Genomic DNA, 14,577 nt, shown 5'->3' on the forward strand with positions numbered 1-14,577 from the left:
ACAACACTGCTGCGCAACAATAGTGGCTAAGAATCCAACGTAATTCTAATAAGTTCTTGGACATCCAATATGTTGAAAGGCTTTGCAAGAACTTGCTTAACATTAGTATAGTCGGTAATTTCCCCTTTAACCTGATCGGATAATCCACTCATCACAATAACAGGTACCTCGATATGCTCCAAGTCCATTTGTCTTAAGACTTCCCCACCGTGCATAATAGGAAGATTATAATCCAATAATACAAGGCTATATGTATTCTTTTTAAGTTTGTCAAACGCTTCTTTTCCAGATACTGCCGTGGCCACACTATACCCTTCTCCCTCAAGTATATCTGTTAAAAGCAAGCGAATTCCAAATTGGTCGTCGACTATTAGGATCTCTTTTTTAACCACATAGCACTACTCCTTTCCATTCAATTACCTGTCTCCTCTAATGTATATATTTCGCTAAAAAACGAAAATATCCTTCCCATTTTCAGAATTTTTTATCTCGGTAAATCTTCCCTCCAATACGAAAAAATTACCAGAACCTTTCCGTTCTTCATAAAAATTCACCCTAAAAACAAATAACCGAATAGCCTTCGCTACCCGGTTATTTGCCAAAAAAGGTCTATTTTGTCTGGGATTGATTTTCCACAGATGCTCCAATAAAGCCTTTGAAAAGAGCTTGTGCTCTTGTCGGACGAGATGTGAATTCAGGGTGAAACTGACAAGCTACAAACCAAGAATGGTCTTCAATTTCAATCGTTTCCACCAATCTTCCGTCAGGGCTTGTACCAGAGAAAATGAATCCTTTCTCCGCCATTTGCTCTCTATAAGCATTATTAAACTCATAGCGATGGCGATGACGCTCTTCAATGTAATCTTCCCCGCCATATGCTGCTTTGGTTTTAGTTCCGTCCTGTAATTTGCATGGATACAATCCGAGTCTTAATGTTCCACCAAGATCCGAGATGTCCTTTTGCTCAGGCAGAAGGTCAATGATCGGGTATGGCGTAGTCGGATCGATCTCTGCAGAATGTGCACCTTCAAGACCAAGAACATTTCGCGCAAATTCAACGGTTGCAAGCTGCATTCCGAGGCAGATTCCAAAGAAAGGTACATTGTTTTCTCTAGCATATTTAATCGCTTCAATTTTCCCTTCAATTCCTCGATCACCAAAACCACCAGGGACAAGAATACCGTCCACATTATCAAGTGCTTCATGCATCTGTTCTTTATCTAGTTTTTCCGAATTAATCCAGTGAACTTTAATATCTGTGTCATAAGCAAAGCCTGCATGCTTTAATGACTCTACAACGGAAATATAAGCATCAGGAAGCTCCACGTATTTCCCAACAAGACCGATGTCTACTTTTTTCGAAAGTGATCTTACTTTGGTAACAAGTTCTTTCCAGTCATTCATTTCGGCAGGCTGGCAACTCAAGCCAAAGTGATCACACGTAATCTGATCAAGATTCTGTTGCTGTAAGGAGATTGGCACTTGGTATAAGGTGTCTGCATCCATCATTTCGATAACAGCTTTTTCGTTAATATCACAGAACAAAGCAATTTTTTCTTTCATTTCCTTGCTTATTGCATGTTCAGTTCGAAGTACAATTACGTCAGGCTGAATTCCTAATGAGCGAAGTTCCTTCACACTGTGCTGGGTCGGTTTTGTCTTCATTTCGCCGGCTGCTTTAATGTACGGTACAAGTGTACAATGAAGATACATGACGCTATCTTTGCCAACCTCATTCTTAATTTGACGAATGGCTTCTAGGAAAGGAAGAGATTCAATATCCCCAACAGTACCGCCAATCTCGGTAATGACAACATCTGCTCCTGTTGCTTCCCCAGCGCGGAAAACTTGATCTTTAATTTCGTTCGTAATATGCGGGATAACCTGTACAGTTCCTCCCAAATAATCCCCACGACGTTCTTTACGGATTACACTAGAGTAAACCTTCCCTGTTGTAATGTTACTGAATTTGTTTAAATTAATGTCAATAAAACGTTCATAATGCCCTAAATCCAGGTCTGTTTCAGCTCCATCTTCTGTAACAAAAACCTCACCATGCTGGTATGGACTCATTGTTCCTGGATCCACATTGATGTACGGGTCGAATTTTTGTATCGTTACCTTTAGTCCACGGTTTTTAAGTAAACGGCCCAATGAAGCAGCAGTTATTCCTTTTCCAAGCGATGAAACAACACCACCAGTTACAAAAATATAATTTGTCATCCAACTACCTCTTTCTATCATTTTATTCATTGCCTATATGGCATTATTAGGAAACGCTCGGGAATTGTATTTTCTATCTACCTCTTACTGTGCCTCTATTTCACAACGGTATGCTAAGACATACACACGTTGATGGTTGGCATCAGACAAATGGCACTATACGTATACAAAATAATAAAAGCGCCTCCCCCACTAGGTAGGGGAAACGCTTTGAAAGTTAATTTAAAGAGCCCAATAAGAATTGTACCCATCCTCTATCCAAAAGTCAAGATAGATTTCTGGGGCGTAAAGCTACTTTTTATCTTTGGTATCTTCATCCTCAACGTCTTCTTCATCATCTTCGTCATCTTCATCTTCAAGATCTTCTTCCAGATCAGCGTCAAATTCATCTTCTTCATCGTCGTCGAAGTCATCAGCCATTTCTTCAATGTCTTCATCCACAATATCCAATTCCTCTTCAACCAGATCCAATGACTCTTCTTCTTTCTTTTTCTTCTTCGTTTTCTTTTTCTTTTTCGGTGCAGCAGCTACTTCTTCATCCATTGTTTCTACAGGGTACCAGCGTTTCAATCCCCACATGTTGGAACCGATTGTAATAAAGCGACCATCCACATTTAAGTCTGTATAAAACTGGGCAATGTTAGCTGCCTTATCCGCATCAGAGAATTCCTTTATGTTTGCAATTTGCTCAAAGACATCTTTAAAATTCATCGCTTTTTTCTCATCAAGCATTATAGCATTTGCCAGTTCAATCATTGATAACTTCTTGCTCTCTTCGTGGCTATAGTTCTTCAAGCTCACGGTAACGCACTCCCTTTACTTATATATTCAAGGCTTAATCAGCCCAATGCATCTTCATTCTACTTTTTTCCATTATGAAATGGTAATAAAACTCATTATACTATAAACAAGAATAAGGTATAAAGTAAAATGTGTCCTTATGTAATTTAAACTGTTAAATTGTTAGCGAACGCCATTTCCACCTTGGCCTTCCTTGCAACAGCATCAAGAACCGTATCCTTCATTATAAACAAATATCTAAGCTTTATGCTATAGCAAAAAAGAAAAAGACGTGTTTTTCTACTTCCTTTCACGCCTTTTTCTCGAGTAATCATCGGTTCGCAAGCTCTCCGTGATTCCTTTATTTCAGTTGATTTGCTCCACTCGCTACGTTTCTAAGCGGACGATTCAGCTTTTGTCTCGGCTAGCTACGAGCACACAGCGACTAGCGCAACTTCCCTCACCTCCGTACAATAAGGCAACATCGGTTCCCTTCGGTTCACCGTGTTTTCTTTATCTCCTACGGCTCAGTCCAGTTCGTACGTCGCTAAACGTGCGCTCTTCGCTTTTGTTTTTACATATTTCTTCTATATTGGCCGCCTACTTCGTATAGGGCGTTTGTGATTTGACCGAGGCTTGCTACTTTTACGGTTTCCATTAATTCCGCAAAGATGTTGCCACCAGATGCTGCGACTTCCTTTAGTTTCTCTAGCGCCTGATCTGTGTAAGTACTATGCTCATTTTGAAAACGAAGTAGTTCTTTAATTTGATGTTCTTTTTCCTCTTTAGAAGCGCGAGCAAGCTCCATGGAATCGATTTGATCCTCTGAAGGTGGGGTAGGATTTAAATAGGTGTTTACCCCAATAATAGGTAGTTCCCCTGAATGTTTCTTCCCTTCATAATATAATGATTCCTCCTGAATTTTACCGCGCTGGTATTGTCTTTCCATCGCACCAAGAACACCGCCGCGGTCATTCATTTTGTCAAACTCTTCAAGAACAGCTTCCTCTACCAAATCTGTCAGTTCATCAATTATAAAGGCTCCTTGTAATGCATTTTCATTTTTAGCAAGCCCATATTCTTTATTGATAATCAATTGGATTGCCATCGCTCTTCGAACAGATTCTTCTGTCGGGGTGGTAATTGCCTCATCATAAGCATTGGTATGCAGAGAATTCGTGTTATCTTGAATCGCGAGCAATGCTTGTAAAGTTGTGCGGATATCATTAAAGTCAATTTCCTGTGCATGCAGGGAACGCCCTGATGTTTGGATATGATACTTCAATTTTTGACTGCGTTCATTCGCACCATATTTGTCCCGCATTGTGATTGCCCAAATTCGTCTTGCAACCCTGCCAATAACCGAATACTCCGGATCTAGCCCGTTGGAGAAAAAGAAGGATAGATTTGGCGCAAATTTATTTATATCCATACCCCTGCTTAAGTAATATTCCACATACGTAAATCCATTTGCCAGCGTGAAGGCGAGCTGTGTTATTGGGTTGGCACCAGCTTCTGCAATATGATAGCCAGAGATAGACACAGAATAATAATTTCGTACGTTTTTATCAATAAAGTATTGCTGGATATCCCCCATCATCCGTAATGCAAACTCCGTGGAAAAAATACAGGTGTTCTGCCCTTGGTCTTCCTTTAAAATATCTGCTTGAACGGTCCCCCGTACGACAGCGATGGTTTCTTCTTTTATCTGTGCATACTCCGCTTCCGTTGGCACTCTGTCCTGTTCATGTTTAAATTTATCCACCTGTTGGTCAATTGCTGTATTAAAATACATTGCCAAAATAATCGGTGCAGGACCATTGATTGTCATGGAAACAGAGGCTAACGGACTTGATAAATCAAATCCCGCATACAGCTTTTTCATATCATCAAGAGTGCAAATATTTACCCCACTCTCGCCGACTTTCCCATAAATGTCAGGTCTGTGTGCAGGATCTTCTCCATAAAGAGTTACCGAGTCAAAAGCAGTCGAAAGGCGTTTTGCTTCCTCATTTTTCGATAGATAATGGAACCTTCTATTTGTCCGTTCCGGGGTCCCCTCACCAGCAAATTGCCTTGTCGGGTCTTCTCCCTTTCGTTTGAAGGGGAAAACCCCTGCTGTAAATGGAAAAGAACCAGGTACATTTTCTTTCATTAACCAATATAGCCGCTCACCCCAGTCTTGAAATCTCGGGAATGCTACTTTTGGTATGTTTATACCTGAAAGGGATTCGGATACAATATCCATTTCTATTTCCTTATCCCGTACTTTGAAGACCATTTTATCCTTGCTGTATGCCTCTTGCATTTCTTCCCAGGAGTCAAGCAGGCGCTTGGATCTGCTATCCAGTTGTCCTTCATGGTATTCGATTAACTTCTGTAGACTTTCTTTAGAAGATTCCTCCTCCACCATTTCCGCTGCTGCTTTTAGTTGATAAATCTTTCTTGCAACATCGCTTTGCTTATTAGCGTGTTGGTGATAATGGCGTACATGTGTCGCGATCTCTCGAAGGTAATGTCTGCGTTCGTTTGTAATAATCATATTTTGCTTTTCTGCGATTACATGACGTTTGAAATCAGCCTCGTCTGCCCAGTCAAACTTTTCATTTAACGTATCAATAAGCGAGGCAAATAAAGCATTTGTCCCTGCATCATTAAACTGGCTGGCGATTGTCCCATAGACTGGGAATTTCGTCTTATCCTCATGGAAAAGCATATGGCTTCGTTCATACTGTTTGCGGACCTGATTCAGTGCATCCTCTGAGCCTTTTTGTTCGTACTTATTAATCACAATAAAATCGGCATAATCAATCATATCGATCTTCTCTAACTGAGAAGGGGCACCGAATTCAGCTGTCATGACATACATGGAGAGATCTGTCACATCCGTTATGGCGGCGTCTCCCTGCCCAATCCCGCTCGTTTCTACGATAATAAAATCATAGCCTGAAGCGCGTACCACATCGAGTACATCTTGAATAGCTTTTGATAATTCACTGTGAGAATCCCGCGTAGCTAGAGATCGCATGTAAACCCGTTCTGAGAAGATCGCATTCATTCGTATACGATCACCCAGCAAGGCTCCTCCTGTTTTTCGCTTTGTTGGATCAATGGAAATAACAGCAATTTTCTTATCAGGAATCCCATGTATAAATCGACGGATAAGTTCATCAGTCAAGGAGCTTTTCCCTGCTCCCCCTGTTCCGGTAATACCTAAGACAGGGGTGGTACCGTTATTCTTTTCCCTCAGTGATTGTAAAACAGTCTGCTTTTCATCTGCATCAACTGCGGTATTTTCCATATACGTTATAAACCTGGCGATTGCCTGACGCTCTCCCTTAACGAGTGCTTCCTGGTCCTTCTCCGTATCAATTGGTGGCAGGTAGTCACACTCTCTAAGCATCAAGTTAATCATTCCTTGTAGCCCTAATTCCCTGCCATCCTCTGGGGAAAAAATTCGTGCTACGCCGTAAGCATGCAGTTCTTTAATTTCACGTGGGATGATGACACCCCCACCGCCGCCATAAACTTTTATATGCTCTGCACCAAGCTCTTTCAATAAATCGACCATATACTTAAAATATTCTACATGCCCACCCTGATAGGAAGACATCGCGATCCCTTGTACATCCTCCTGGATTGCAGCATGCACAACTTCTTCCACTGATCTGTTATGTCCAAGATGTACCACTTCTGCTCCACTCGCCTGCAAAATTCGTCGCATTATATTAATCGAAGCATCATGCCCGTCAAATAAACTGGATGCGGTTACAAAACGAACTGGATGTTCCGGTTTATAAATCGTCTGATCCATGCTTTTACTTCTCTCCTTTCTTAGGTGCCCCAATCGATAAGGAACGCAAAATAAACTGGGTCTGTCGTTCAATATATTCTTCCAAGGTAAATTGCCGTTGCAACATCCAACGACGAAAGCTCCACATTTGTCCTTGAATAAAAATGTTATTTGCCATAAGCATCGCATCCTTTGATGAAATGCTCTCTTCCGGCAAACAGGTCACAATCACCTTTTCTAACATTTGCACCATTTCTCTTTCCTTTTGCAGGACATACTCTTTCGTGTCCTTTTTCAGTGATTTCACTTCTTGGTACATAATGACAATCTCTTCCTGCATTTCATCCATTAAACGAAAATACGCTTCGGTTACGGACACAAGCTTTTCAAGTGGAGAACCATGGACATTGATGACCTTCTCAAGTCGTACTTGGACCTGGTCATAGATAGAGTCACACACAAGAAACAAAACGTCTTCCTTTGTTCGAATATATTCATAAAGCGTGCCAATACTGAACCCTGATTCTTTGGCAATTTCTCGAGTTGTTGTTCGGTGGAACCCTTTTTCTTTAAACAGGTTAAGGGCACCTTTAATCATTTGTTTGCGCCTTTTCTCTACTAACCCTTTATCTTTTACCGCTGAAAAAACCTGCTCCTCGGCCACCGAGCACTCCCCTTTCTCTTTAGCAAACGCTTTTTTAGGCTTTGGTCAACATACGACCAATGACGAGCCGCTGAATTTCATTGGTTCCCTCGTAGATTTGCGTTATTTTGGCGTCCCGCATATACCTTTCAACAGGATAATCTTTGGTGTAACCATACCCGCCAAATACTTGCACTGCCTCTACCGTGATTCGCATTGCTGCATCACCTGCAAATAGTTTCGACATAGCAGAAGCTTTCCCGTACGGAAGGCCCTCGGATTCCAACCAGGCCGCCTGATAGGTTAATAGTCTTGATGCTTCCACCTCTGTCGCCATATCTGCAAGTTTAAAGGAGATTCCTTGATTCGTTGCGATCGGCTTGCCAAACTGCTCTCTTTCCTTTGCATAGCCAACAGCTGCATCCAGTGCACCTTGGGCAATGCCAAGAGCTTGGGCCGCAATCCCGTTTCGTCCACCATCCAATGTCGTCATGGCAATTTTAAAACCTTCCCCTTCTTCACCAAGCATGTTTTCCTTTGGTATCCGACAACTTTCAAAGATAAGCTCTGTTGTCGGTGAAGAACGAATTCCTAGCTTCTTCTCCTTCTTACCAAAGGTAAACCCGTCCGTGCCTTTTTCTACGATGAAGGCACTAATCCCTTTATGTTTTGCATCCGTGTCTGTTTTAGCAAACACAATGTATATATCTGCGACACCACCATTGGTGATCCAAACCTTGCTGCCATTTAAAATATAATCGGCCCCGTCTTCCTTTGCTGTCGTTTTCATTGAAACAACATCACTTCCGGCACCCGGTTCTGACAGCGCATAAGCCCCTAATGCTTCTCCTGTGGCCAGACGCTTAAGAAACGTCGTTTTCTGTGCTTCATTGCCGTATGTATAAATCGGCCAGCTTGCCAAGGAGAGGTGTGCTGAAAGTGTTACCCCTGTTGACGCACATACGCGCGATAATTCCTCTACTGCAATACAATAGCTGACATAATCTGCACCGATGCCGCCATACTCTTTAGGCCAAGGAATGCCTGTTAGACCAAGCTCTGCCATTTTGTCAAAAATCTCCCGGTCAAATCGTTCCTCTTCATCTCGTTCGGCTGCAGTTGGCTCCACTTCTTTTTCCGCGAAACTCCGAACCATTTTACGTAGCATTTCCTGCTCTTCTGTTAATTGAAAATTCATTGCTTCATCCCCCAATCATTTCTTTAACAATTCTTTGGCAATCACCATATGTTGAATTTCGTTGGTTCCTTCGTAGATCTCCGTTACCTTAGCATCTCGAAAAAGTCGCTCAGCAGGATAATCCTCTGTGTACCCGTACCCACCAAGCACCTGTACCGCTTCAATCGCGTTTTTCACAGCTGTCTTGGATGCAAACATTTTCGCGATCGATACTTCTTTTGAGCACGAGACTCCTTTTTGCACAAGGGAGGCTGCTTGGTAGGTTAATAGACTTGCCGCTTCAGCAGCTGTCGCCATATCAGCTAACTTAAAGGCAATCCCCTGATTTGCTGCAATCGGTTTTTGAAATTGTTGTCGTTCTTTCGCATAATCTGTGGCAAGCTCAACCGCCGCCTCCGCAATTCCCAACGCCTGGGCAGCAATTCCAATCCGGCCAACATGAAGGTTTTTCATCGCTATCTTATAGCCATCTCCTTCGTTACCAAGCAGCTGTGTCTTAGAAATCCGGCAATTTTCCAATGTTAGTGGTACTGTGGAGGATCCATTGAGTCCCATTTTTCTTTCTTCTTTTCCAATTTCAAGTCCTGGCGTATTTCGTTCTAAAATGAAGGCACTAAGCCCAGTAGAGCCCTCCCCTGTACGGGCAAACGTAATAAAGGTATCTGCATGGCCACCATTTGTAATAAAAACTTTTGCTCCGTTTATGATGTAATGATCGCCATCCCTCTTCGCTCTCGTTTTTATACTGGAAGCATCAGAACCCGCACTAGGCTCTGTTAATGCAAAAGCTCCCAGGAATTCTCCACTAGCCAATTTGGGCAAATAATATTGCTTCTGCTGATCAGTCCCAAAATAAAGGATCGGATTCGTCCCAACCGAGGTATGTACAGAAAGTATTACCCCTAAGGAAGCGCTTACTTTAGAAAGCTCATGAATTGTTCTTACATAAGAAATAAAGTCCATCCCACTTCCACCAAATTCTTCTGGTATGGGGATACCGAGTAGTCCCAGCTCTGCCATCTCCCCAATAAGTTCTTTAGGAAATCGATGCTCTCTTTCCATATGTTCTACTTCTGGTGCCACCTTTTCCTTGGCAAAATCGCGTACCATCTTTTGAAGCATGGTCTGTTCTTCCGTAAAATGAAAGTCCATCTCTATCCCCCCTGTCTATCCTGTTGTTTTTTCATATTGGTAAAAGCCGCGGCCAGTCTTTTTACCAAGCCAACCTGCCTGGACATACTGCTTTAACAAGGGACATGGTCTATATTTACTATCAGCAAATCCTTCATGCAACACTTCCATAATGTAAAGACATGTGTCTAAACCAATAAAGTCCGCAAGCGTTAACGGGCCCATTGGATGATTCATCCCAAGCTTCATTGACGTGTCGACATCCTCTACTGTTGCCACTCCTTCGTATACGGTGAAGATAGCCTCATTAATCATCGGCATTAAAATTCGGTTAGAGACAAATCCGGGATAATCTTCTACTGACACCGGTACTTTTCCAAGTACTTTAGCAAGCTCTTCAATCTCTTTGAAGGTTTCGTCACTTGTTTGCAAGCCACGGATTATTTCTACTAACTTCATAACTGGAACCGGATTCATAAAATGCATGCCTATCACTTGGTCTGGTCTCTTTGTTGTTGCTGCGATTTCTGTAATGGCGAGCGACGAGGTGTTCGTAGCAAGAATAGCATGCTGTGGTGTGATCCCATCTAACTCTTGAAAGACTGCTTTTTTAACCTCCATCTTTTCCACGACTGCTTCTATAACAAGATCACAGTTCGCCGCGTCCTGTAATGATGTAGAGGGTGTTAACCTATTTTGTGTAGTTGTTTTCTCCTCTGTTGTCATCCGTCCCTTTTCCACTGCTCTGCTAAGCAGTTTTCCAATGGACTGGAGTCCTTTTTGCACAGCTTCTTCCTTTTGATCATGCAAGAAAACTTCTAATCCTGCTTGGGCACAAACTTGTGCAATTCCCGCACCCATTTGACCTGCTCCTACTACAAGTACTTTTTTGATCATGCCATCCCTCCTCATTTTATGTAACGAAAATTAGGAAAACTCATGTTAAGGAACCATGATACCCCGGCTTCCTTTTCCACCTGGGGTATTATGGTTTTTCAAGACACAGCTGCGGGCCCGGAGGATCCGGGTCATGCCGACGTTGCCACAGGACGTGGCGTTCTTAGTCGGCCTTCCTTAATACGTGTGCTCTTCGCTTTTGTCCGGCTAGCTTAGAGCGCCAAAAACTAGCCAGCTTCGCTAATCGCCTTGAAATAAGTCATCATTGGTTCGCAAGCTCACCTTGATTCCTTTATTTCAGTTGATTTGCTCCAGCCGCTACGTTTTTAAACGACGCTCTTCGCTTTTGTTTATTGTTTTGGTACTTCAATGAGTACTGCGTCGCCTTGGCCACCACCACTGCAGATTGCTGCAATGCCTAGCCCTCCACCACGACGTTTTAGTTCATGGATTAATGTTAGGATAATCCTAGCTCCACTCGCGCCAATTGGATGCCCTAGTGCCACAGCTCCGCCATTTACATTCACTTTTTCCGAGTCAATCCCGGCTATTTTTCCACTTGCCAAAGATACCGCAGCGAATGCCTCATTAATTTCAAATAAATCAATGTCGTCTTTAGAGTGACCAGTTTTTTCTAAAATCTTGTTAATGACAAGACCAGGCGTTTCTGGGAAATCTTCTGCCTCGACTGCTACTTCTGCATGACCGTGCACATAGGCCATTGGTGCTTTGCCCATTTCCGTTGCTTTCTCTTCAGACATTACGACAAATGCACATGCGCCATCATTTACACCAGGTGCATTTCCCGCCGTAATGGTGCCGTTTGGATCAAAGGCTGGACGTAAACCAGCAAGTTTTTCTTGCGTTGTATCTCTTCTAGGCGCTTCATCTGTGTCCACAATTAACGGATCACGTTTGCGCTGTGGTACTTCCACCGCAATAATTTCGTCGGTAAATTTGCCATTGTCGATCGCTTCTACAGCACGCTGATGACTACGATAGGACCACTCATCCTGTGCTTCTCGGCTTAAATCATGTTTACCTGCTGTGGAATTGCCGTAATTCCCCATATGTACCCCTTCAAAAGAGCACGTCAGACCATCATGAATCATCATGTCTTTTACTTGTTTATCCCCCATTCGATTTCCCCAACGGGCATCTGGAAGAAAGTATGGCGCATTACTCATGCTCTCCATCCCACCTGCAACAATGATCTCTTCATCTCCGAGTCGGATTAATTGATCAGCAAGTGTCACACTACGAAGACCAGAGGCACACACCTTATTAATCGTCTCGGTTTTTACATTCCATGGTATCCCAGCTTCTCTTGCAGCCTGTCGTGACGGGATCTGTCCTTGCCCACCTTGAAGCACGGTTCCCATAATAACTTCGTCAATCTCGGAACCTTCCATTCCAGCTCGTTCTAAAGCAGCTTTTATTGCCTTACCACCCAGCTGGGATGCGGTAAATTCTTTAAGTGCTCCACCAAACTTACCAAATGGCGTTCTCGCTCCAGACACAATTACAGATTTTCTCATTATCACTACCACCTTTTCTTCTATTTAAAAACGGCTTATTAAACTATCACTCCATACCAAGTAGCTGCATGGAAGTTGATTGAACGCTCGCTCAGATTACGTGCATGAAAGAAGAAGGAAGTGTCCCTTCTTCCTCTCTGTCATTTTACCATAGGTATGTTTTCGAATTACGCTGTTTTGCTTTCTGTTTCCGTAAATACAGACAATGCCAGGATCTCTGCAACATCCATTGTGCTTATATCCTCTTCAACATTTTTCGCTTTCGTTCCGTCACTAAGCATCGTCAAACAGTAAGGACAAGCGCTGGAGATCATTGTCGGTTGCACGGCAATAGCTTGTTCGGTTCTTGCCACATTAATCCGATTTCCAGTCGTTTCTTCCGTCCACATCAAGCCACCACCTGCACCACAACACATACCATTCTCTTTACTACGTGTCATCTCTACTAACTCAAGACCTGGTATGGATTTCAAAATTTCTCTAGGTGGATCATACACCCCATTATATCTTCCTAGATAGCAGGAATCATGATAGGTGAGTCTTTGCTTTATTTCTCGAGTAGGGGCTAGCTTTCCTTCCATGACCAAATCATAAAGCATTTGTGTATGATGATAGACTTCTGCTTCAAACCCAAAATCGGGGTATTCGTTTTTAAAGATATTGTATGCATGTGGGTCAATCGTTACAATTTTGGTTACACCATTTTTCTCAAATTCTTTTATATTCTTCTCAGTAATCTCTTGGAATAAAAATTCATTTCCAATTCGCCTTGCCGTATCTCCAGAATTTGCTTCCTTGTTCCCAAGTATTGCAAATCGGATGCCTGCCTGGTTCATAAGCTTGGCAAAGGAGATTGCAATTTTCTGGCTGCGGCTATCATATGCCCCCATCGAGCTAACCCAGAATAGATAGTCAAATTCCTTCTCTTCTTTTTTCAGTTCTTTCACTGTTGGAATATAAGCTGTCTCATCAAGTTCCCGCCATTTCACACGATCTTTTTTCGATAGTCCCCATGGGTTTCCTTGACGTTCTATATTCATTACAGCACGCTGGACATCTTGATCCATCTTTCCTTCTGTCATCACAAGGTAACGGCGCAAATCTATGATCGTACCAACGTGTTCATTATTTACTGGACAAGCATCCTCACAGTTTCGGCATGTCGTACAACCAGAAAGCTCTTCCGCTGTAATGACATCACCAATTAAACTAGCGTGTTGCACTGTGGCTGCTGCTTCTTCATTTGAAGTAGCTTGATTTCCTTGTGTACCTGCAAATGCGTAAGCTGGAACCCAAGGTGATTTCCCTGTGATTGAAGCACCTTTTTCTGTTAGGTGGTTCCTTAGTTTCACCATGATATCCATCGGGGAAAGCATTTTGCCTGTTCCAGATGCAGGGCAGACATCGGTACAGCGACCACATTCTACACATGCATAAAAATCTAACATTTGATGTTGTTCAAAATCCTCTATCTTTCCAACACCAAAGGAGATCTCCTCCTCGCTTTCCTCTGCTTCCTCATCAATATCAAAATCAAGTTTCTTCAGTTTACCCGGGACCCGTTTACTTAGAAATACATTAATCGGGGCAGCTATTAAATGAGCATGCTTGGATTGCGGAACGTAAACAAGGAAGGACAGTAATGTAATGGTATGAACCCACCATGCAATAAAGAATACAACCATTGCAGCAGTTGGTGACATCCAACTAAATGCTCCTGCTATTAAACTAGCAATAGGCTCTGTCCATGTCATTTCATGACCGTGCCAGATTTGCGCCATTCCGTTTCCAACAAGTACTGACACCATTAAACTACCAATAAAAATTAGAACTAGACCTGCTTTAAATCCGCGCTTCAAACGGACAAGCTTTTCCATATAACGACGATAAAAAGCCCAACCAACCGCAACAAGAATCATCAACGTTACAAGCTCTTGGAAAAATACAAAGCCCGGATAAAAAATTCCAAACGGCAAATGGTTGTCCGGTGATATTCCTCTTACAATAAAATCAATGGCACCGAACTGAACAAGAATAAATCCATAGAACATCATGACATGAATCGTGCCAGACTTCTTATCTTTCAAAAGTTTTGATTGACCAAATACAATTTTGCCTATTCTGCGAAACCGCTCTTTATACTGTCGGTCAAACTCTGATTTTTTCCCAAGTCGAATGTACGCTACCCTAGTCGCTACAACTCTAGCGAATAAATACAGGCCATATAGTGTGATGGCTGCAAAGGCTAATCCGTTTATTAGCAAAAATGTCTCCATTATCCGCTCCCCCTCTGTTATTTCTTTGCATGTCTCCTATCCCCAAAAGATGTTAGCGATTTCATTTTTGTGAATAGTAAAAAATAAATAACTTCTAT

At 42.4% G+C, this 14,577-nt stretch carries 10 protein-coding genes; all 10 read right to left on the reverse strand.

What is annotated here, in order from left to right; translation table 11 throughout:
- Positions 1-26: 26 nt before the first annotated feature.
- On the reverse strand, positions 27-392 hold the full coding sequence (locus BN988_RS17490; RefSeq protein ID WP_051558103.1) for a response regulator: 366 nt from the start codon (positions 390-392) through the stop codon (positions 27-29).
- A 217-nt stretch (positions 393-609) separates the two neighbouring features.
- Positions 610-2,223 carry a CTP synthase gene (locus BN988_RS17495; RefSeq protein WP_036578514.1) on the reverse strand — a complete coding sequence of 538 codons (1,614 nt, stop codon included), beginning with the start codon at positions 2,221-2,223 and terminating at the stop codon, positions 610-612.
- 291 nt (positions 2,224-2,514) lie between these two features.
- On the reverse strand, positions 2,515-3,024 hold the full coding sequence (gene rpoE, locus BN988_RS17500; RefSeq protein ID WP_036578516.1) for a DNA-directed RNA polymerase subunit delta: 510 nt from the start codon (positions 3,022-3,024) through the stop codon (positions 2,515-2,517).
- A 553-nt stretch (positions 3,025-3,577) separates the two neighbouring features.
- The gene (icmF, locus tag BN988_RS17505) at positions 3,578-6,817 is read right to left on the reverse strand and encodes a fused isobutyryl-CoA mutase/GTPase IcmF (protein ID WP_036578518.1); all 3,240 of its coding nucleotides are present in this window, start codon (positions 6,815-6,817) and stop codon (positions 3,578-3,580) included.
- Positions 6,818-6,821: 4 nt separating this feature from the next.
- The gene (locus BN988_RS17510) at positions 6,822-7,460 is read right to left on the reverse strand and encodes a TetR/AcrR family transcriptional regulator (RefSeq protein WP_036578520.1); all 639 of its coding nucleotides are present in this window, start codon (positions 7,458-7,460) and stop codon (positions 6,822-6,824) included.
- A gap of 34 nt (positions 7,461-7,494) precedes the next feature.
- Positions 7,495-8,637 (reverse strand): acyl-CoA dehydrogenase, encoded by a 1,143-nt coding sequence (locus BN988_RS17515; protein ID WP_036578522.1) that lies wholly within the window; start codon positions 8,635-8,637, stop codon positions 7,495-7,497.
- Positions 8,638-8,652: 15 nt separating this feature from the next.
- Positions 8,653-9,789: an acyl-CoA dehydrogenase family protein gene (locus BN988_RS17520; protein WP_036578523.1), complete on the reverse strand. Its 1,137-nt coding sequence runs from the start codon at positions 9,787-9,789 to the stop codon at positions 8,653-8,655.
- 15 nt (positions 9,790-9,804) lie between these two features.
- Positions 9,805-10,665 carry a 3-hydroxybutyryl-CoA dehydrogenase gene (locus tag BN988_RS17525; RefSeq protein WP_036578524.1) on the reverse strand — a complete coding sequence of 287 codons (861 nt, stop codon included), beginning with the start codon at positions 10,663-10,665 and terminating at the stop codon, positions 9,805-9,807.
- Between the two features lie 350 nt (positions 10,666-11,015).
- Positions 11,016-12,203, reverse strand: a complete 1,188-nt coding sequence (locus BN988_RS17530) for an acetyl-CoA C-acetyltransferase (RefSeq protein ID WP_036578526.1) — start codon at positions 12,201-12,203, stop codon at positions 11,016-11,018.
- 167 nt (positions 12,204-12,370) lie between these two features.
- Positions 12,371-14,479: a (Fe-S)-binding protein gene (locus BN988_RS17535; protein ID WP_036578528.1), complete on the reverse strand. Its 2,109-nt coding sequence runs from the start codon at positions 14,477-14,479 to the stop codon at positions 12,371-12,373.
- Between the last annotated feature and the right edge of the window lie 98 nt (positions 14,480-14,577).

This window comes from Oceanobacillus picturae, assembly GCF_000612865.1.
Taxonomy (GTDB): Bacteria; Bacillota; Bacilli; order Bacillales; family Amphibacillaceae; genus Oceanobacillus_B; species Oceanobacillus_B jordanicus.